Origin of the sequence: Phaeobacter sp. (assembly GCF_022825805.1) — a bacterium.
Classification (GTDB): domain Bacteria; phylum Pseudomonadota; class Alphaproteobacteria; order Rhodobacterales; family Rhodobacteraceae; genus Phaeobacter.
This window is the reverse complement of record NZ_JAJDWC010000028.1, coordinates 85,696-105,985: the sequence shown is the minus strand read 5'-3', so window position 1 is coordinate 105,985 and position 20,290 is coordinate 85,696. Positions and strand designations below refer to the sequence as shown.

Sequence of the window (20,290 nt, the reverse complement as noted above, 5' to 3'; positions counted from 1 at the left end):
TTCAGCCGCCGGTGTGGCTCATATGGCGGGGCATCTGACCATCCAGCCGCTGGCGGGAGTAGTCGAAATCATGGCCTTTGGGTTTCAGCGTGATCGCCGTACGAATGGCCTCTTGCAGCGCGGTTTCATCATCTGGATGCGCCCGCAAGGGCGCCCGCAGATCCGCCATGTCCTCTTGGCCGAGGCACATGTACAATTCACCCGTACAAGTCAGCCGCACGCGGTTGCAGCTTTCACAGAAGTTATGGGACAGCGGTGTGATGAAACCGATTTTCTGCCCGGTTTCTTCCAGCCGCACATAGCGCGCAGGCCCGCCCGTGCGCTCCACCAGATCGGTCACCGTGTAATGATCCTCATAGGCGCGGCGGACGTCTTTGAGGGACCAATATTGGCCCAGGCGGTTTTCGTTGCCGATGTCGCCCATGGGCATCACTTCGATCCAGGTCAGATCCATGTCCCGTTCTGCACACCAGCGCGTGATCAGCGGCAACTCATCTTCGTTGAAACCTTTTAGAGCAACAGCGTTGATCTTGATCCGCAGCCCGGCCTTCTGCGCCGCGTCGATCCCACGCATCACCTGCGGCAGACGCCCCCAGCGGGTGATATCGGCAAATTTGCCTTCGTCGATGGTATCAAGGGACACGTTGACCCGGCGCACGCCCGCATCGAACAGGGCCTGTGCGTATTTTTCCAGCTGCGAGCCATTGGTCGTCAGTGTCAGCTCTTTCAGAGCGCCGCTGTCGAGATGGCGGGTCATGGCGCGGAAAAACGTCATGATCTCGCGGCGCACCAAAGGCTCGCCACCGGTGATCCGCAACTTCTCCACCCCGAGCCCCACAAAGGTCGAGCACAGGCGATCCAGCTCTTCCAGCGTCAGGAGCTCCTTCTTGGGCAAGAAGGTCATGTTCTCGGACATGCAATAGACGCAGCGAAAATCGCAGCGGTCTGTCACTGATACGCGCAGATAGGTGATGGCGCGTGCAAAGGGATCGATCAATGGAGCTGTCATAGCCCATAGGTAAAGCTGGCGAGGCGCTGGGACAAGGGGGAGAGAGCGGCATCTGCATCGCAACAGACGATTTATTGTCATGAGCGTGTCACTGGCGGGTTCTACAGGTGAGTGTCGCAGATGATTGGCACGGGGATCTGTTGCCTGGTATTGGCGCTGGCCATTCCGATGGCACGCCGCTAGGGTCGGCTCATGCGGTATTCTGTTTTGTTATTTTCTTCGATCCTGGTGCTCGGTGGTTGCGGCCAACTGCAGTGGAGCTCGTCCATCCTGGGCCCCAAAGCCAGCGAGAGTGGGGCCGGGACATCATCGGCACTCGGAAACGCAGGCAGCGTGCCTGCGGCCCCGCCAGTGGACACAACGCCAATCGCGCCTGCTCCTGGCACCACAGGGACCATCGGATCTGGGACTGGTCAAACAGTTGATCCCTTTGCCACAACGGCCCGGCCATCCAGCGCTGCGCCTGCGCGCAGCTACACCGGACGCTCATCCACCATCGCCAGTCTGGGGGATCCTTCGCAGCCGGGGCTGTGGATGGAAACCTCGCTGGTCAGCACCCCGCAACGCGCCCGACTTGTCAGCGCGCGCGGCACCGAGGCTATCGTGACCCTGCGGCCAAGCGCCGGAACCGCGGGCGCTGGTAGCCGACTGTCGATTGATGCGATGCGCGCTTTGGGGTTGCCGTTGACGGAATTGGCGGAGCTGCAGGTGCTGCCCGCAGGCTGAGCCGCTTGATCTGACCCGCTCAATCCAACCTGCGTGATCCGCACAACCTGGGCTATGCCCAGGTTTAGTCGCCGGGGTCAGCTGCCGGTTTTTTCAGCTGCCCCAGTTTCCCCGGTTGGTTCAGCAGCCTTGCGCAGGTATTTTCCGGCTTCCTTGCGGGCAAACGCCTTCATCTGGGGACCGTGCAGATCCAGAAAATTCTGGCAGCGCGCAGCATCGTGTTTAGACAGATCACGCAGCCACCAGGCGATGCATTTCTGGATGAACCAGTCCCGGTCAGGCACATAGGTTTCCGCCCAGCCCAAGATCCGATCGCGGGCGGCGTTTTCGGCGGGCTTCGGATTGGGCAGCTTGGCCCAGGGCAGGGTGGCCACCATCGCGGCGCGCCGGGTCCACATATGCTCGGAGGTGGTCCAGCTCTCAACCGTATCCAGCCGCTCGGGGGCGGCCATCAGACGTTTGCTGAGCGCAGAGCACACATGATCGGCAATGGCCCAGCTGTCAAACTCCGGCACCCAGGATACCAGCAGATCCCAGACCTCTGCGTCGTCTTTGATGCGGGCCTGCGTCAGCAGCTTGGCGGCCAGAATACGGGCTTCAAAAATATCGCTCTGCCAGAGATCGCGCGCCAGGGTAACGCGCCCGGCCACATCCAGTTCCCGCCGCCAGTCTTTTGACAGCTCGTTCAGCACATCATTGGTGACGCCCAGAACCACGCGGGTTTGTTTGTGATAGGCGGTTTTCGCCCCCACCTGCGCCGGATCGGCGTGGTGGCGCAGGGTTTCCAGAGCGTCGTCAAAGGTCATCTGGGTTATTCCACCGTCACGGATTTGGCCAAGTTGCGCGGCTGGTCCACATCGGTGCCTTTGGCGATTGCGGTGAAATAGGCGATCTGCTGGGCCGGCACCGCATAAAGGATGGGCGCAAGCGCATCGGGCACCTGCGGCATGATGATGACCTCATGGGTGCCATCTCCGGCCAGTTTGGCGCCTTCTGCATCCGTGACAAGGATCACCTTGCCACCACGGGCCATGACTTCCTGCATGTTGGAGACGGTTTTTTCAAACAGCGCATCACGCGGGGCGAGCACAACAACCGGCACCTTTTCGTCGATCAGCGCGATGGGGCCGTGTTTCAGCTCGCCGCTGGCATAGCCTTCGGCGTGGATATAGCTCAGCTCCTTCAGTTTCAGCGCGCCCTCTAACGCCAGGGGATACAGCTGGCCACGGCCGAGAAAGATAATGTCCTGCGCCTTCGCCAGGCTGCGCGCAGAGCTTGCGATCTGCTTTTCACCAGCCAGCGACTGATGGACCAGTCCGGGCAGGGCGCGCAGATCACCCGGCATGCCGTCGGGCAGGGCAATGCCCCGCTGTTGGGCCGCCTTCAGTGCCAGCATCAGAAGGATCGACAGCTGGCAGGTGAACGCTTTGGTCGAGGCGACGGAGATCTCCGGCCCGGCGTGCAGCGGCAGCACCACATTGCTTTCGCGCGCGATCGAGCTTTCGGGAACATTCACAAGCCCCACGATCTGCTTGGCTTTGCCCTCCATGTAACGCAGTGCAGCCAGGGTGTCGGCGGTCTCACCGGATTGGGACACAAACAGCGCCAGCGTGTTGTCGGCAACCGGTGGCTCGCGGTAGCGGAACTCAGAGGCGACATCGACTTCGACGGGCATCCGCGCGATCTGTTCAAACCAGTATTTGGCGACCATGCAGGCGTAAAACGCTGTGCCGCAGGCCACCATGGTCAGGCGGTCGATCTTGGTGAAATCCAGATCGTCTGGCAGGGTGATGTCGCCATCTGCCCCACAATAGGCCTTGAGCGCGCGGTCGATGGCCACGGGTTGTTCGGCGATTTCCTTCGCCATGAAGTGTTTGTGGCCATCCTTGTCGACGCGGGCGTTGTCCAGCTGGATCTGGCGCTTCTCGCGATTGGCCTTGTCGCCGCGACTGTCCCAGACATCTAGGCTGGTGCGCGTCAGAACGGCGAAATCCCCCTCTTCGAGATAGGTGATCTGATCGGTAAACGGCGCCAGCGCAATGGCGTCAGAGCCCACAAACATCTCACCGGCACCGTGACCAACCGCCAGCGGCGATCCCTTGCGCGCGGCGATGATCAGATCTTCTTCGCCCTCGATCAAAAACGCCAGAGCAAAGGCTCCATCCAGCTGCGCCACCGTGGCGCGGGCGGCATCCACCGGCGCGTGACCATCGCGGATCAGGCTTTCACAGAGCAGCGCAACGGTTTCCGTGTCCGTATCGGTTTCAAAGGAAATGCCGCGTTTGCCGAGATCCGCGCGCAGATCCTTGAAATTCTCGATGATCCCGTTGTGAACAACCGCGACCGAGCCCGCGCGATGGGGGTGGGCATTGCCAACGGTGGGTGCACCATGAGTGGCCCAGCGGGTGTGGCCGATGCCGGATTTGCCCGCCAGCGGTTCATGGACCAGAAGATCCGACAGGTTGACCAATTTGCCAACCGCACGCCGCCGCGACAGGGTGCCTTTGTTGACGGTGGCGATGCCTGCGCTGTCATAGCCGCGATATTCGAGCCGTTTCAGGGCTTCCACCAGGATGGGGGCGACCTCGTGATTGCCCAGGACTCCGACGATGCCACACATTATTCGGCTCCTTTTTTCAAACGGGCTTTCTTGGCGCGCAAAATATCCATCAGCTTGCGCGCACGACCGGGTTTGTTTTCTTGTTCTGCACGACCGAGGGCCAGCGCGCCGTCTTCGATGTTTTTGGTCACGATTGTGCCAGTCGCTGTCATCGCTTCATTGCCGACGCTGACCGGTGCAATCAGCATGGTGTTCGAGCCGATAAAGCTGCGGGCGCCAATTTCGGTCCGATGCTTCATCACGCCGTCATAGTTGCAGGTGATGGTGCCGGCCCCAATGTTGGTTTTTTCCCCAACAGAGGCATCGCCGATATAGCTTAGGTGGTTGACCTTGGCGCCTGCGGCGATCTCGGCATTTTTGATTTCGACGAAGTTGCCGATATGCGTGTCTTCGGCCAATTCCGCGCCGGGGCGCAACCGGGCGTAGGGGCCCACTTTTGAACCGCGCGACACGTGGCAGCCCTCCAGATGGGAAAACGCGCGGATCTGCGCGCCGCTCTCAACGGTGACGCCGGGGCCAAAGACCACATTGGGTTCGATCACGCTGTCGCGGCCAATCACGGTGTCAAAGGCGAAATAGACGGTCTCTGGTGCCATCAGCGTCACACCGTCCTCCATCATCGCCATCCGGGTGCGGGCCTGAAACACCTGGTCGGCCTGGGCCAGATCAACGCGGGAGTTCACGCCCAGGGTCTCAGCCTCATCACAGGAAATCGCTGTCACGCGCAGGCCCTCGGCGCGCGCCAGTCCAACCAGATCCGTCAGGTAGTATTCACCCGACGCGTTGGCGCAATCGACCTTGTCGATCAGATCAAAAATTTGCGTGGCCTGGCCTGCCATGAGGCCCGAGTTGCAAAAATCGATCTGCCGTTCGGCGTCGGTTGCGTCCTTGTATTCGACGATCCGCTCCAGGCTGTTGCCGTCCATCACCAGTCGGCCATAGCGTCCGGGATCGGCCGCGGTAAAGCCCAGCACGACCAGATCCGCGTCGCTGTGCGCCTCAATCATGCGCTCCAGCGTATCTGCGCTGACAAAGGGCGTATCGCCATAAAGGACCACGATGTTACCCGCAAATCCGGCGAGAGCATCGCGCGCCTGTGCAACCGCATGAGCGGTGCCAAGCTGTTCTTCTTGAACGATAACCTCGACATCTTCGTCAATCTCGGCCAGCGCGGTGCGCACGGTTTCTGCGCCATGGCCTGCGATGACGATGGTGCGCTCCGGCTGGAGCGTTTGCCCCGCGACCAGCGCGTGTTGCAGCATCGGCGCATGGGCAATCGGATGCAGGACCTTCGGCAGATCCGAGTTCATCCGCGTGCCTTTGCCTGCGGCCAAAATGACGAGGGCTGTGCTCATGTTTTCTTTTCTCTTTGTCTTTTCAGCGTCTCCGTTTTATCCGCTAACAGCAGGCGTGCAAGGTAAAGCGCCATCAAACAACGTTGCGCCCTGCAATATGCGGTGGCGGAAATGTGCCGAAAGGGGGCGAAATGCGGACGGTGATATTCGATCTGGACGGGACGCTTGCGGATACATCCGGTGATCTCTTAGCCGCAGCAAACGCCTGTTTCCGTCAGATGGGGCTTGGCGATCTGCTGCATCCCCCTGCGGATTCCGGTATCGCGCTGCGCGGCGGGCGCGCGATGTTGACAGCCGGGCTGCAGCGGGCGGGCCAATTTGAAGAGGCTCTGGTGGATCGCTATTATCCCGTGCTGCTCGAACACTACCGCGAGGCCATTGATCTGCACACGGTTCTTTATCCTGGTGCGATGGCTGCGGTCGAACAGTTGAAGACCGATGGGTTTCGTGTGGGCATCTGCACCAACAAACCCGAAGCCCTGGCAGAGCAACTGATGCAGAGCCTTGGCGTGCGCGATGCATTTCATTCCTTGGTCGGTGCGGACACGCTGCCAGTGCGCAAGCCAGATCCCGAACCCCTGCGGGAGGCGGCGCGCCGCGCGGGCGGTGACCCGGAACGCACCATCTTGATCGGTGACACAGCCACAGACCGGAACACCTCGGCGGCGGCGGGCGTGGCCTCCGTGCTGGTGACCTTTGGGCCGGGCGCAGAGGATGTTTATGGGCTGGACCCCGAGGCGCTGTTGGCCCGCTTCGAGGATCTCCCGGCGCTGGCTGCACAACTCCTGCCGCTGTGAGGCCATTTATGATCGGGGTGATCTGCACAGGCGCAGCGGTCTAAGCGATCCGCCGGGACCAGTCTGGGCCGTGCCGTCATGCCAAAACCGACGGCGCGGATACATGCGGGCTTGACCTCCTGCCGTCGCGGTTTCACAAACATCCCATGAGCGAGATTTTCACTGGCAGTTTCACCCAGCAAGAACCCATCCCCGAAGCCGCGATCGATGCGGCTGTGGCCGTCATGCGCCATGGTCGTCTCCATCGCTACAACGTTGCGGAAGGGGAGGTTGGCGAGACCACACTCCTCGAAGAGGAATTCGCCGCGCAGATGGGCGTTCCTTATTGTTTGGCGGTGTCGTCCGGTGGCTATGCCTTGGCGACAGCCCTGCGTGCGGTGGGTGTGACGCCGGGAGATTCTGTCCTAACCAATGCCTTCACCCTCGCGCCCGTGCCCGGCGCGATTGCAGCGGTTGGGGCGCGTCCTGTTTATGTCGAGGTGACCGAGCAACTGACGTTGGATCTGGATGATCTGGCGCAAAAGCTGCGCGCGCCTGATGCTGCCAAAGTGCTGATGCTGTCCCATATGCGCGGGCATCTGTGTGATATGGACCGTTTGATGGAGATCTGCACCGCCGCCGGTGTCACGGTGATCGAGGACTGCGCTCATACCATGGGGGCATCCTGGAACGGGACGCCATCTGGCCTGCATGGGGCCGTGGGCTGTTACTCCTGCCAGACCTACAAACACGTCAATTCCGGCGAGGGTGGCCTGCTTGTCACCTCTGATCCGCAGATTGCGGCCCGCGCGATCATGATGTCAGGCTCCTATATGCTCTATGCCCGCCACCGTGCGGCGCCACCGCCTGATGTGTTTGAGGGCATCAAATATCACATGCCAAATATCTCCGGGCGGATGGACAATCTGCGCGCGGCGATCCTGCGGCCGCAGCTGGCCGATCTGGACCGGCAGGTCAGCCGTTGGAATGATCGCTATCGCCGCCTCGAGCAGGGGCTGCGTGAAACGCCAGGATTGACCGTGGTGGAGCGTCCCGAACAGGAAGTCTATGTCGGCTCCTCGTTCCAGTTCCTGCTGCTGGATTGGTCCGCGGCGGGAGTGGAACAGGTGCTGGAACGCTGCGCGCAACGGGGCGTGGAGCTGAAATGGTTTGGCGGCGCTGAGCCGGTGGCTTTCACGTCACGCTATGACAGCTGGCGCTATGCAGACGCCCCCCAAATGCCAGCGACAGATCGCATCCTGGCAGGTGTCATCGATATGCGGGTGCCGCTGACGTTTTCATTGGAAGATTGCGATCAGATCGCCCGCATCATCCGCGCAGAGGTCGCAGCCGCCTATCAGAGCCAGGGGCAGTTGCCCTTGCGCGACTGACGTCGGCGACTCCGTTTCAGGTGCTGGTCTCGCCGCCGGTGCTGCGCGGTCGCGCCAACCCTGGCGAAGCCGCAGCAATAACCAAGGGCCTCCGCTCAGCGGGTGTCGACGACGGGTTGATGGTTTTTCTGCAACCGCTCAATCAGCCGCTTTTGCCGGTTCCGAGCCGGGATCAGGCGCGCGCTATCACAGTCCCCCGCGAACCGATCAGTCAGATCCGGAAACAGCGTGCGCAGCTCGTCTTGCGCCGCAGGCGACAGGGCGCGCAGGGATTGGGCCGTCAGCAGTAGGCTCTCGCTCGGCGCGCCATTGGCCCGGATGATTTCATGATCGTCAAACACCAGATGGAAGTAGGACACCGCCTGCGCCGTTTCTGCCAAAGCGATACCGGGCAGTGACACCAGCCGGATTGCAGGCACCATTACCTCGGCCGCGCCAAACATGCGTTGCGCCACCTGAGACCGCACGACCATGCGATGCTGCCGCGACACCCGCAATGGCGCGTTGGGCACGCCGTGGCCCAGTGCGCCCGCCGAAATGCAGACCGGGCGCAGTTTGTCGTGCTGCTCCAGATCCTGCGCTGTCAGATTACTGCGGCCGATCCATCGCACTGGGCGAGGCCCGTTTTCGGTCGAAACCAGATCGCCTGCACGCAGCGTTTCGATTTTGCGGGGGCCGGAGGGCGTGTCGATCTCGGTGCCACCACAATAGCAGACCATGATGGCCACATTGTCGATGATCGCCCCAAGGCTGTCATTGTTGCCGATTTCCGTGAACCGAAGCGTGTAGTCGCCCGCATCGGTGAAATCCACCGCCAGTGTCACCTGGGTGAAGCTGTTGGTGGTCGGTAGAACCGTCATGCCGGAGATCACATTGCCGGATGAATCCAGGACCTCCATCACAAATCCATCGATGCCCGCCTGTCCCAGCGCCGCGTTGCGCAAGGCCACATCCAGCGTGACTTCGGTGGACACCGGATCGGTCACGGTGAAGGTCTGCTGCATCACTGTCGTGGCGCTGCCATTGCCATCAATTTCCGACACGCGATTGGACGAGCCGTTCCCGAGATAGGCGCCTTCGCGATAGCTCGCCTCAATATCGGTTCCGGTCCAAAAAGCCGAGCCGCTGTTGAACGTGCCGTTGAGGATAAGATTCTGCATTCTTTAACATCTTCACAAATGTATCGTTTACTCAATTCGCCGTTGAGTAGGGCGGTAATATGGCAGGGTACAGTCAAGAATGGGTGAATTCCGTCCGTTGCGTCATTTCAGCACGACATTTGCGGCGGCTTGTTGACTGTCGGGGCGGGTTGAGGCTATTAATGAACAAGTGTTCAATAAAGGGCGTCATGGGAGGATCACATGTTCACGGCCAGTATGACTTTCGATCTCGGCGATGAGGTCAACGCACTGCGCGATATGGTGCATCGCTGGGCGCAAGAGCGCGTCAAGCCAATGGCGCAAGAGATCGACCAGAAGAACGAGTTCCCTTCCGAACTGTGGAAGGAAATGGGCGATCTGGGCCTGTTGGGTATCACGGTGCCCGAAGAATACGGCGGGGCTGGCATGTCCTATCTGGCGCATACCGTCGCCATCGAAGAGATTGCCCGCGCCAGCGCGTCGGTCTCTCTGTCCTATGGCGCCCACTCCAACCTCTGCGTCAACCAGATCAAACTGAATGCCAATGACGCGCAGCGGGAAAAATATCTGCCGCGCCTGATCTCTGGCGAACACGTCGGGGCGCTGGCCATGTCCGAGGCGGGGGCCGGATCAGATGTTGTGTCCATGTCGCTGCGCGCGGAAAAGCGCAACGATCACTATCGTCTGAACGGCAACAAATACTGGATCACCAACGGCCCGGACGCCGACACGCTAGTGGTTTACGCCAAAACCGACCCCGACGCAGGGTCCAAGGGGATCACCGCGTTTCTGATCGAAAAAGAGATGACCGGTTTCTCCACCTCCAAGCATTTCGACAAGCTGGGCATGCGCGGCTCCAACACCGCAGAGCTGGTGTTTGAAGATGTGGAAGTGCCATTTGAAAACGTGCTCGGCGAAGAGGGCAAGGGCGTTCAGGTGCTGATGTCCGGCCTCGATTATGAGCGCGTGGTGCTGGCGGGTATTGGCACTGGGATCATTGCCGCCTGTATGGACGAGATGATGCCCTACATGAAAGAGCGCAAACAGTTCGGCCAGCCGATCGGGAATTTCCAGCTGATGCAGGGTAAGATTGCCGATATGTATACCGCAATGAACACGGCGCGTGCCTATGTCTATGAGGTGGCGAAAGCCTGTGACAACGGCACGGTGACCCGCCAGGATGCAGCGGCCTGCTGTCTTTATGCTTCTGAGGTGGCGATGACCCAGGCACATCAGGCAGTGCAGGCCTTTGGCGGTGCGGGCTATCTGAACGACAATCCGGTGGGGCGTATCTTCCGCGATGCCAAGCTGATGGAAATTGGCGCTGGCACCAGTGAAATCCGCCGGATGCTGATCGGCCGCGAATTGATGGGGCAGATGTAACTGGCCGCGCTCTGCTGGCTGCCACTGCACGTGAGGAGTGTCATGCGTCTGATGTTCTGGGCCCCATTTGTTCTGCTGACGGTGTTGTTGGCGGTTTTGGGGTATCGCTATGGCGGGCTGCGCCAGGGTCTGACAGAGACGGATGCCATCAACTTCTATGCGCAGCGCTATCTGCAGCAGCATGCCGAGGCGCAAATGCCAGGCACTGCGGCGCCGACCGATTGCTTCGCCACGCCAGGACGCGGTGTCTGGGTCTGGCTGGTGCTGACCTGTCAGCCCACGGCGAGCACGCCGGACCGGCTGTTTCGATATGAGATCAACTGGCTTGGTGGGCTCGTCTGCGAGAGCGGGCCAGACACAGCCACGCCATTGGCACCGCAGACCTGACCGGTCGCACAAATGCCGCGGGCTGGGTGCCTCACCCAGACCAGACGGGCGTAACAAAACAAAAAAAGACGCCGCAAGTGCGGCGTCTCATCAGTATCGCAATCGTTGCGGCCATCAGGCCTCTGCAACGAACAACAGGAATTGGGATCAGAACCGGTGCACGTAGCCGAAGCCGACAACAACCGGGTCAATCTCTGCGGTTCCCACTGCGGCACCGTTCAGGGTGACGTCGGTTTCGATATCCATGTAACGGACATTGAAGCGCAACGCCCCGCGGTCGGACACCTGCCAGTCGGCGCCAAGGTTCAGCGCCAGACCAATGCTGTCATCCAGCGAGATCACGCCAGCCGGTGTGGTTTCCTCAAAGAAGGTGGTGTAGTTCACACCAAGGCCCACAAAGGGTTTGAAGCGCCCTTCGGTGGGGAAGTGATAGTTGACCGACAGGGTGGGCGGCAGATGTTTGGTGGTGGCCGCATCGGCGCCATTCAGCCGGATATCATGTTTGAACGGGCTGGCGGCCAGCAGTTCGATGCCGATGTTGTCGCGGATGAAATACTCGGCGGTGAAGGTCAGCGCGGTGTCATCATCAATGGTTGCAGCAGCGCCGCCGACGGTGCCGTTGTCGGACTTCGGATTGACGTTGGCAATGCCGATGCCGACGGTCCAATCGCCCTGGGATTGTGCCACAGCCGGTCCAGCCATAGCGACGATGGCGCTCAGTGCGGTGCCCAGGGTCAGGGCGGAGATCATACGGGTCATTTGGGTTATCTCTCTTCTGTCTGTCGTGACAGGACCATGCACCACGATGCCCGCCCGTGCCCTGATCTGGATCAAGAACAGGGCATCCTATCCCCAAGACAAGTAAGACAAATCTGCATGGCTGCTATGCAGAAACCGGAGGGCTTCCACTCATGACAGCGACCACCTATCCGGGTTTGCAGCCCGATGGCTCCTGGCAGTTTCCCGAGACGCTGAATATGGCGGCGCAGGCGTTGGATCATCCCGATGCGCATCTGGCGCTGATTGATCTGACAGGGGCGGAGCGCCGGGATGTGACCTTTGGCGCGCTGCACGCCCACGTTGATCGCATCGCCCGCCATCTGATGACCATGGTTCAAAAGGGCGACCGGGTTGGCGTCTTGCTGAGCCAGTCGGTGGGCTGCGCCGCGGCGCATCTGGCGATCTGGAAAACCGGTGCCATTTCGGTGCCATTGTTCAAGCTGTTTCAGCATGACGCGCTGGCCACACGCATCAACGATGCGGGGCTGCGTTACGTTCTGACTGATGCGGCAGGCCAGCAGCAACTGGGTGATTTGGCACAGCCGCTGCGGGTGGAGCCGCTGTTGCAGCCTGATGCGGCTGTCGCGTCTGATGGAGCCGTCGGATCTGGGGACGCCGCCCCTGCGCGCCTGGCCTTTGCGCAAACGGGCCCGGACACCCCGGCCGTGCTGATCTACACATCCGGCACCACCGGAACCGCAAAGGGCGCGCTGCATGGCCATCGTGTGCTCTGCGGTCATTTGCCGGGGGTGGCGATTAGCCATGATCACCTCGGGCAGGCCGGGGATTGCCTGTGGACCCCTGCAGATTGGGCCTGGATCGGGGGCTTGTTTGATGTGCTGATGCCGGGTCTTGCGCTTGGCGTCCCTGTGGTGGCCGCGCGCCTTGATAAATTTTCGCCAGAGGCCTGCGCCGACATCATTGCCCGCGGCGCGGTGCGCAACGTGTTCTTCCCGCCCACAGCCTTGCGCGTGTTGAAATCTGCGGAGCAGGGGCTCGACGGTCTGCGTTCCGTTGCCAGCGGCGGGGAGCCCCTGGGCGCAGAGATGCTCGCCTGGGGCCAGCAGAATCTGGGCGTCACGATCAACGAATTCTACGGCCAGACCGAGTGCAATATGGTCGCCTCGTCCTGCGCTGTAGATTTTGCCCCGCGCCCTGGCTGCATCGGCAAAGCGGTGCCCGGCCATGGGCTGGCGGTGATTGATGCCGACGGCCACCCAACGAATGAGGAAGGCGATGTCGCGATCCGTCGAGGCTCTGCTTCTATGCTCTTGGAATATTGGAACCGGCCGGAGGCCACCGCCGAGAAGTTTCGCGGTGATTGGCTGATCACCGGAGATCGCGGCATCTGGGAGAGCGATTACCTGCGCTTTGTGGGCCGCGAAGATGATGTGATCACCTCTGCAGGTTATCGCATCGGTCCGGCAGAGATCGAAGATTGCCTGATGACCCACCCGGCTGTTGCAACGGTTGGGGTGGTTGGCAAACCCGATGAATTGCGCACCGAAATCGTCAAAGCCTATGTGGTGGTGAAACCGGGCTACGCCCCCGCCGAAAAAGAGCTGCAGGATTACGTCAAGCAACGCCTCGCACAATACTCCTACCCCCGCGAAGTGGAATTCCTCGACGCGCTGCCAATGACCGTGACAGGCAAGGTGATCCGCAAGGAGCTGAAGGCCCGCGCGATCGCGGAGGCCGGTCAATGATCTCGCCTGTTGCCACCCGACCGTGCGCACCCAGCACGTGCCGTACATTTTCACCCCTTAGACTGAGCCTGATTCTAGGAGAGAGCACATGAAACTCACATCCAAGGCGATGCCCTCGTCAGACGGCTTCAAACAGAACCGCTTCGCCCATCTTGAGGCCCTTGCACAGGTCAGTGAGGTGGCAGAGGCCGCGCGCATGGGCGGCGGCGAAAAATCTCGTGCCCGCCACGAAAGCCGGGGCAAGATGTTGCCGCGCAGGCGTGTGGCAAACCTGCTTGATCCGGGTGCTCCGTTTCTGGAAATCGGCGCCACCGCTGCGCATGCGATGTATGATGGCGCAGCACCCTGTGCGGGCGTGATTGCGGGCATTGGGCGGATCCACGGTCAGGACGTCATGGTGGTTTGCAATGATGCCACCGTGAAGGGTGGCACCTATTATCCCATGACGGTCAAAAAACACCTGCGCGCGCAGGAAATTGCAGAGGAAAACCATCTCCCCTGTATCTATCTGGTCGACAGCGGCGGCGCCAACCTGCCCAATCAGGACGAGGTCTTCCCGGATCGCGACCATTTCGGGCGCATCTTCTACAATCAGGCGCGGATGTCGGCGAAGGGCATTCCGCAGATTGCGGTCGTGATGGGGTCCTGCACCGCAGGTGGCGCCTATGTGCCCGCCATGTCCGATGTCACCATCATCGTGAAGGAACAGGGCACGATTTTCCTGGCAGGTCCGCCGCTGGTGAAGGCCGCCACCGGCGAAGTTGTCTCTGCCGAGGATCTGGGCGGTGGCGATGTGCACACCCGGCTTTCTGGCGTGGCGGATTATCTGGCCGAGGATGACGCCCATGCGCTGGCCCTGGCGCGCCGTGCGGTCCAGTCGCTCAACCTCACGAAGCCGCTGAATGTGAATTGGGCCTCTCCCGAAGATCCGGCCTATGATCCCGAAGAGATCCTGGGCGTGGTGCCGGGCGATCTGCGCACGCCCTATGACATCCGCGAGGTGATCGCACGGCTGGTTGACGGCTCCCGTTTTGATGAATTCAAACCGCGCTTTGGCGAAACCCTGGTGACCGGTTTTGCCCATGTCAAAGGCTGTCCCGTGGGCATCATCGCCAACAACGGCGTGCTGTTCTCCGAAGCCGCGCAGAAGGGCGCGCATTTCGTCGAACTGTGCAGCCAGCGCAAGATCCCGCTGGTGTTCTTGCAAAACATCACCGGTTTCATGGTGGGGCGCAAATACGAAAACGAAGGCATCGCCCGCCATGGCGCCAAGATGGTGACGGCGGTGGCGACCACCAATGTGCCAAAGGTCACAATGCTGGTCGGCGGCTCCTTTGGTGCGGGCAACTACGGCATGTCGGGCCGTGCCTATCAGCCGCGGTTCCTGTGGAGCTGGCCGAATTCGCGCATCTCGGTGATGGGCGGTGAGCAGGCGGCTGGGGTTCTGGCCACGGTCAAACGCGACGCCATCGAACGGCAGGGCGGCAGTTGGAGCGCGGCGGAAGAAGCCGCTTTCAAGCAACCCACGATCGATATGTTCGAGGAGCAGAGCCATCCGCTCTATGCCTCAGCGCGGCTGTGGGATGATGGCATCATTGACCCGCGCAAATCCCGTGACGTGCTGGCGCTTTCGCTGAGTGCGGCCCTGAATGCCCCGATCGAAGATACGCGCTTTGGCGTGTTCCGGATGTGAGGATCTCCGATGTTTGACAAAATCCTGATTGCCAACCGCGGCGAGATTGCCTGCCGTGTTATGGAAACCGCACGTGCGCTGGGCGTGAAAACCGTCGCGATCTATTCCGACGCAGATCGCGGCGCAAAACATGTCGCTCTGGCAGATGAAGCCTGCCACATCGGCACCGGACCGGCCCCTGCCGACAGCTATCTCTTGGGCGATGATATCATTGCAATCGCCAAATCAACCGGCGCGCAGGCGATCCACCCGGGCTATGGATTCCTGTCGGAAAACCCCGAATTTGTGGATGCCGTCGAGGCGGCTGGCCTGACGTTCATTGGCCCTTCAGCCGATGCAATCCGCAAAATGGGTTTGAAAGACGCCGCCAAAGTTCTGATGGAAGAGGCAGGCGTTCCGGTGGTTCCTGGCTATCACGGCGCCAATCAGGATCCGGACTTTCTGGCGGCTGAGGCGGAAAAAATCGGCTATCCGGTCCTGATCAAAGCCGTCGCGGGGGGCGGTGGCAAGGGCATGCGCCTTGTCGAGGCTGCCGGTGATTTTGCCGAAGCCTTGAAGAGCGCGCAGGGTGAGGCGACCACCGCCTTCGGCAACCCGGATGTTTTGATCGAGAAGTATATCCAACAACCGCGCCACATCGAAGTGCAGGTCTTTGGCGATGGCACCCAGGCGGTGCATTTGTTTGAACGCGACTGCTCGCTGCAGCGCCGCCATCAAAAGGTGATCGAGGAAGCCCCCGCACCGGGCATGACCGCGGAAATGCGCGCAGCGATGGGGCAGGCCGGTGTACGCGCAGCAGAGGCCATTGGCTATAAGGGCGCGGGCACCGTTGAATTCATCGTGGACGGCTCGGACGGGCTGCGCACCGACGGGTTCTGGTTCATGGAGATGAACACCCGACTGCAGGTGGAACACCCGGTCACGGAGCTGATCACCGGTGTCGATCTGGTGGAATGGCAGCTGCGCGTTGCCGCGGGCGAGAGCCTGCCTGTTCAGCAGGCGGAGCTGTCCATCACCGGCCATGCGTTTGAAGCGCGGCTCTATGCAGAGGATGTGCCCAAAGGGTTTTTGCCTGCCACCGGCACGCTGTCGCATCTGGCGTTTCCTGACAGCTGCCGCGCCGACAGCGGTGTGCGCACCGGTGACACGATCAGTCCCTGGTATGACCCGATGATTGCCAAGGTCATCGTGCATGGCACCACCCGCGATCTGGCGCTGTCCCAACTGCGTCAGGCCTTGGCGCAGACCGAAGTCGCGGGCACCGTGACCAACCTGTCGTTCCTCGCCGCTCTTGCTGCCCACGACGGCTTTGGCCGTGGGGCGGTGGACACCGGGCTGATTGCACGGGACCTGAGCGATCTGACGGCGATCCCGCCCCTCGCGGCCGCGCAATGGGTGGCTGCGGGACAGGCTGCGCTTGATCTGACAGGGGCAGAGGCCGAGGCTGGTTTCACGCTCTGGGCACCGTTGCGCCGTGCAGTGCAATTGCGGCTGGGGGAAGACCTGCTGGATCTGGCCGTGGAGGTTCTGGGGCCAAAAGCGCAGCGCTGGATCTGGGAGGACACCACCCAGGAGATCCATCACGATGGCCAGACCTGGCGTCTGAACGGCGTTACCCTGCCACAGGTCGCCGTTGCGGATGGGCAGATCACCGTCTTTGGCCGCCACAGCCTCGCTTTTGACCTTCTTGATCCGCTGGATCGTGCCAGCGACAGCGGCGGCGACAGCGCGGTGATCGAGGCGCCGATGCCGGGCCTTGTGAAGGCTGTGTTTGCCGAAACGGGCGCTGAGGTGAAAGAAGGCGACAGACTGGCTATCCTTGAAGCGATGAAAATGGAACACTCACTCTTGGCAGCGCGCGATGGGACCGTCGCCGAGGTGCTGGCAGCAGCGGGGGATCAGGTGGAGGCCGGTGCCGCGCTGGTGCGGTTGACCGAGGCGGACGACTGATCAGGGATGCCTGAGGATGTGGCGCGCATGGGCCAGCGTTTTAAAGAACAGGTTTAGGCGGAGGAGTTTTCATGGGTGACACTGTCGAGATTTTTGAAGTTGGGCCACGCGACGGGCTGCAAAACGAGAAACGCGATATTCCCGTGGCCGAAAAGGTCGCGCTGATTGACCGGCTCAGCCAGGCTGGGTTCCGCCGTATCGAGGTGGCCAGTTTCGTCTCCCCCAAATGGGTGCCGCAGATGGCGGGCTCGGGTGACGTGCTTGCAGCGATTTCTCGCACCAGCGGCATTCGCTATGCGGCGCTGACCCCGAATATGCGGGGGTATGAGGATGCGCTGGTCGCGAAGGCGGATGAGATTGCAATCTTTGCCTCCGCCTCTGAGGGTTTCTCCAAGGCCAACATCAACGCCAGCGTGGCAGAATCCATCGAGCGGTTCACCCCGATCATTGAGGCCGCGCGCCACATCGACCTGCCGGTGCGCGGCTATATCTCCTGTGTTGCGGACTGCCCTTTTGATGGCCCCACCGATCCGGGCAAAGTGGCTGATCTTGCGGATCGTCTGTTTGCCATGGGGTGCTATGAAATCTCATTGGGCGACACCATCGGACAGGCCACGCCCGATTCCATTGCGCGCATGTTGCTTGCGGTGCGTGACCGGGTGCCGGTTAGCCGTTTGGCGGGACACTATCACGACACCTCTGGCCGGGCGATGGACAATATCGACGCCTCGCTGTCGTTGGGGGTGCGGGTCTTTGATGCGGCGGTTGGCGGTTTGGGTGGATGCCCCTATGCGCCGGGTGCGGCGGGCAATGTCGCCACCGAAGCGGTTCATGATCATCTGACGCGTCTGGGATATGATACCGGGCTGGATGGTGCTGTCCTTGCCGATGCGGCCGATATGGCGCGGGCGATGCGGGGATAACATGGCGGGTCTCGTCTGCCTGTCCGGCCTGCCGGGCGTCGGGAAATCCAGTGTGGCGTGCGCGCTGTCTGATATGTCTGGCGCGATCTGGCTGTGTCTGGACGAGATCGAAACCGCGATGCGGCACTCGCATATGAAGACAGACGACCTGGCGGATGCGGGCTATGCCGCAGCGCAGGTGATGGCGCAGGCCGCGCTGCGACAGGGGCATTGGGTGATCTCGGATTGTGTCAATCCCATCGCCCTGACACGCACAGCCTGGCGCAAACCTGCGCAGAGCTTGGGGGCCAGACATATTGACGTCTGGCTGACCTGTTCTGATCTGGCGCAGCACAAACATCGCGTCGATCACCGCAGATCCACCATCGAAGGATGGCAGCCCGCTGACTGGGCCAGCGTGCAGCAGCGTCACTTCGAGCCGTTTGATGGCGCAGATCTGATCATCGATACGGCGGCACAGTCCCCCGAACATGTGGCGGCTGAAATTTTCCGCCACATCCAGACCACCTGAAAGGCAAGGCCATGTATGAAACTCTCCTCCTGTCCACGGACGCACGCGGCGTCGCCACGCTGACATTGAACCGTCCGGAGAAACACAACGCGATGTCGGGCCAGATGCTGCAGGAGTTGAAAGCAGCGGCCGCTGCGATTGCCGCCGACCAGAGCATTCGCGTGGTTGTCCTGACCGGCGCGGGTAAGAGTTTCTGTGCCGGGGGCGATCTGGGGTGGATGCAGGCGCAGATGTCTGCGGATCCGGTGACGCGCGGACGCGAGGCGCGGGTGCTGGCAGAAATGCTGATGGCGATCAACACGCTGCGGCAACCGGTGATTGGCGCCCTCCAGGGCAACGCCTTCGGGGGCGGGGTCGGCATGGCTTCGGTTTGTGATGTGGCCATCGGGGCGGATCATATCAAAATGGGGCTGACGGAAACCCGCTTGGGGCTGATACCGGCCACCATCGGCCCCTATGTGGCCGCGCGGATGGGCGAGGCGCGTGCCCGCCGTGTGTTCATGGCGGCCCGGCTGTTTGATGCGGCAGAAGCAATCGATTTGGGGCTTTTGGCCAAAGCCGTGCCCGCGCAGGATCTCGCCGCGGCGGTGGAGGCGGAGGTTGCGCCTTATCTCAGCTGTGCGCCCGGTGCTGTGGCCTCCGCAAAGGCACTTCTGCGTGATTTGGGGCCGAGAATTGATGATGCGGTAATTGATCGCACCATCGCCGCCCTGGTGGAGCGTTGGGAAGGTCCAGAGGCCCAGGAAGGGATCGCTGCATTTTTTGCCAAGGAAAAACCATCCTGGCAGCGTTAATGCGGACTTTATTGCCGCTTTTTCCTGTCAGATACGTGTCTTTTACCAATGGTGCCTTATCCTATGAAAAAGCTTGGGATTCTGTAGCGCCATACTGACCCTCCACACATGTTATCGTCGCGTGATCCATTAACCATGGGTTGGTTGACGGGTGGGGGGCAGGGGGGTAGACACAAGCCCAGTCAACACGCCAATTGACGGTGCATGATAGCTTGTGCGCGCGGAAAGGAGCTACTCGTGGAAGAGATGTTGAGGGAATACCTCCCTATTCTGGTGTTTCTGGCCGTGGCGGTCGGATTGGGGCTGGTCCTGATTCTGGCAGCTGTGGTGCTTGCGGTTCGCAACCCGGACCCCGAAAAGGTCAGCGCCTATGAATGCGGGTTCAACGCCTTCGATGACGCCCGCATGAAGTTTGACGTGCGATTCTATCTGGTGTCGATTCTGTTCATCATTTTCGATCTCGAAATCGCCTTCCTGTTTCCCTGGGCTGTCGCCTTCAAAGACATCAGCGATGCGGGGTTCTGGTCGATGATGGTCTTCTTGGCGGTCCTGACGATCGGTTTCGCCTATGAGTGGAAGAAGGGGGCCCTGGAATGGGAGTGATGACGGGAGCAAACACCGCCGGTGTCGACAAGGAAATGGTCACCCAGGCGCTGAACAACGAGCTGCAGGACAAAGGGTTCTTGCTGACCTCGGCAGAAGACATCATCAACTGGGCGCGCACTGGATCGTTGCACTGGATGACCTTTGGTCTGGCCTGCTGCGCCGTTGAAATGATGCACACCTCTATGCCCCGCTATGATGCGGAGCGTTTTGGCATCGCGCCGCGTGCCTCCCCGCGTCAGTCAGACGTGATGATCGTTGCGGGCACGCTGACCAATAAAATGGCACCCGCCCTGCGCAAGGTTTACGACCAGATGCCCGAACCTCGCTATGTGATCTCGATGGGGTCCTGCGCGAATGGCGGTGGCTACTACCACTACAGCTATTCGGTTGTGCGTGGCTGTGACCGCGTGGTGCCTGTGGACGTATATGTGCCGGGCTGCCCACCCACCGCAGAGGCGCTGCTCTATGGCCTGATGCAGCTGCAACGCAAGATTCGCCGCACCGGCACCCTGGTGCGTTGATCCGCTTTGGTTGGAGAAAA

Annotated in this window: 19 protein-coding genes; 13 read left to right on the top strand and 6 right to left on the bottom strand. The window is 61.1% G+C overall.

Features of this window, described 5'->3' with window-relative positions:
* Position 1 precedes the first annotated feature (1 nt).
* Positions 2-1,009 carry a GTP 3',8-cyclase MoaA gene (gene moaA, locus Q0C28_RS03205; protein ID WP_293573204.1) on the bottom strand — a complete coding sequence of 336 codons (1,008 nt, stop codon included), beginning with the start codon at positions 1,007-1,009 and terminating at the stop codon, positions 2-4.
* 192 nt (positions 1,010-1,201) lie between these two features.
* On the opposite strand from moaA, the gene Q0C28_RS03200 reads away from it, so the two are divergent.
* Positions 1,202-1,735, top strand: a complete 534-nt coding sequence (locus Q0C28_RS03200) for a hypothetical protein (protein WP_293573203.1) — start codon at positions 1,202-1,204, stop codon at positions 1,733-1,735.
* A 77-nt stretch (positions 1,736-1,812) separates the two neighbouring features.
* Here Q0C28_RS03200 and Q0C28_RS03195 read toward each other — a convergent pair whose 3' ends face one another.
* Genes Q0C28_RS03195 through glmU form a run of 3 tightly spaced genes read right to left on the bottom strand, consistent with a single transcriptional unit; the run spans position 1,813 to position 5,710 of the window.
* Positions 1,813-2,541, bottom strand: a complete 729-nt coding sequence (locus Q0C28_RS03195) for a DNA alkylation repair protein (RefSeq protein WP_293573202.1) — start codon at positions 2,539-2,541, stop codon at positions 1,813-1,815.
* A 5-nt stretch (positions 2,542-2,546) separates the two neighbouring features.
* Entirely contained in the window at positions 2,547-4,355 is a 1,809-nt protein-coding gene (gene glmS / locus Q0C28_RS03190; protein ID WP_293573201.1) for a glutamine--fructose-6-phosphate transaminase (isomerizing), read from the bottom strand.
* Complete coding sequence (glmU, locus tag Q0C28_RS03185; RefSeq protein ID WP_293573200.1) at positions 4,355-5,710, bottom strand: bifunctional UDP-N-acetylglucosamine diphosphorylase/glucosamine-1-phosphate N-acetyltransferase GlmU; 1,356 nt, start codon at positions 5,708-5,710, stop codon at positions 4,355-4,357. Before glmU ends, glmS begins: the two co-directional genes overlap by 1 nt.
* Positions 5,711-5,841: 131 nt before the next feature.
* On the opposite strand from glmU, the gene Q0C28_RS03180 reads away from it, so the two are divergent.
* On the top strand, positions 5,842-6,507 hold the full coding sequence (locus Q0C28_RS03180; protein ID WP_293573199.1) for an HAD-IA family hydrolase: 666 nt from the start codon (positions 5,842-5,844) through the stop codon (positions 6,505-6,507).
* Positions 6,508-6,653: 146 nt separating this feature from the next.
* The gene (locus Q0C28_RS03175; protein WP_293573198.1) at positions 6,654-7,877 is read left to right on the top strand and encodes an aminotransferase class I/II-fold pyridoxal phosphate-dependent enzyme; all 1,224 of its coding nucleotides are present in this window, start codon (positions 6,654-6,656) and stop codon (positions 7,875-7,877) included.
* Positions 7,878-7,972: 95 nt separating this feature from the next.
* Here the strand turns inward: Q0C28_RS03175 and Q0C28_RS03170 are convergent, their stop codons facing one another.
* Positions 7,973-9,037, bottom strand: coding sequence for a Hint domain-containing protein (locus tag Q0C28_RS03170; protein ID WP_293573197.1), 1,065 nt, complete (start codon positions 9,035-9,037; stop codon positions 7,973-7,975).
* Between the two features lie 201 nt (positions 9,038-9,238).
* On the opposite strand from Q0C28_RS03170, the gene Q0C28_RS03165 reads away from it, so the two are divergent.
* Entirely contained in the window at positions 9,239-10,399 is a 1,161-nt protein-coding gene (locus Q0C28_RS03165) for an isovaleryl-CoA dehydrogenase (RefSeq protein WP_293573196.1), read from the top strand.
* 51 nt (positions 10,400-10,450) lie between these two features.
* Positions 10,451-10,786 carry a hypothetical protein gene (locus Q0C28_RS03160; RefSeq protein WP_293573195.1) on the top strand — a complete coding sequence of 112 codons (336 nt, stop codon included), beginning with the start codon at positions 10,451-10,453 and terminating at the stop codon, positions 10,784-10,786.
* 147 nt (positions 10,787-10,933) lie between these two features.
* Here the strand turns inward: Q0C28_RS03160 and Q0C28_RS03155 are convergent, their stop codons facing one another.
* Positions 10,934-11,545 (bottom strand): OmpW family outer membrane protein, encoded by a 612-nt coding sequence (locus Q0C28_RS03155; RefSeq protein WP_293573194.1) that lies wholly within the window; start codon positions 11,543-11,545, stop codon positions 10,934-10,936.
* A gap of 152 nt (positions 11,546-11,697) precedes the next feature.
* Here Q0C28_RS03155 and Q0C28_RS03150 point away from each other — a divergent pair, with 152 nt between their 5' ends.
* The 8 genes from Q0C28_RS03150 (at position 11,698) to Q0C28_RS03115 (ending at position 20,270) form a co-directional block, all read left to right on the top strand.
* On the top strand, positions 11,698-13,272 hold the full coding sequence (locus Q0C28_RS03150) for an AMP-binding protein (RefSeq protein WP_293573193.1): 1,575 nt from the start codon (positions 11,698-11,700) through the stop codon (positions 13,270-13,272).
* Between the two features lie 88 nt (positions 13,273-13,360).
* Positions 13,361-14,965 carry a carboxyl transferase domain-containing protein gene (locus tag Q0C28_RS03145; RefSeq protein ID WP_293573192.1) on the top strand — a complete coding sequence of 535 codons (1,605 nt, stop codon included), beginning with the start codon at positions 13,361-13,363 and terminating at the stop codon, positions 14,963-14,965.
* Positions 14,966-14,974: 9 nt separating this feature from the next.
* On the top strand, positions 14,975-16,915 hold the full coding sequence (locus Q0C28_RS03140) for an acetyl/propionyl/methylcrotonyl-CoA carboxylase subunit alpha (RefSeq protein ID WP_293573191.1): 1,941 nt from the start codon (positions 14,975-14,977) through the stop codon (positions 16,913-16,915).
* Positions 16,916-16,986: 71 nt separating this feature from the next.
* Positions 16,987-17,838 carry a hydroxymethylglutaryl-CoA lyase gene (locus tag Q0C28_RS03135; RefSeq protein WP_293573190.1) on the top strand — a complete coding sequence of 284 codons (852 nt, stop codon included), beginning with the start codon at positions 16,987-16,989 and terminating at the stop codon, positions 17,836-17,838.
* Position 17,839: 1 nt separating this feature from the next.
* Entirely contained in the window at positions 17,840-18,349 is a 510-nt protein-coding gene (locus Q0C28_RS03130) for an AAA family ATPase (RefSeq protein WP_293573189.1), read from the top strand.
* An 11-nt stretch (positions 18,350-18,360) separates the two neighbouring features.
* Complete coding sequence (locus Q0C28_RS03125) at positions 18,361-19,143, top strand: crotonase/enoyl-CoA hydratase family protein (protein ID WP_293573188.1); 783 nt, start codon at positions 18,361-18,363, stop codon at positions 19,141-19,143.
* A gap of 237 nt (positions 19,144-19,380) precedes the next feature.
* Positions 19,381-19,746, top strand: coding sequence for an NADH-quinone oxidoreductase subunit A (locus Q0C28_RS03120; protein ID WP_293573187.1), 366 nt, complete (start codon positions 19,381-19,383; stop codon positions 19,744-19,746).
* Positions 19,737-20,270 (top strand): NADH-quinone oxidoreductase subunit B family protein, encoded by a 534-nt coding sequence (locus Q0C28_RS03115; protein WP_293573186.1) that lies wholly within the window; start codon positions 19,737-19,739, stop codon positions 20,268-20,270. The genes Q0C28_RS03120 and Q0C28_RS03115 overlap by 10 nt, the downstream gene beginning before the upstream one ends.
* Positions 20,271-20,290 lie beyond the last annotated feature (20 nt).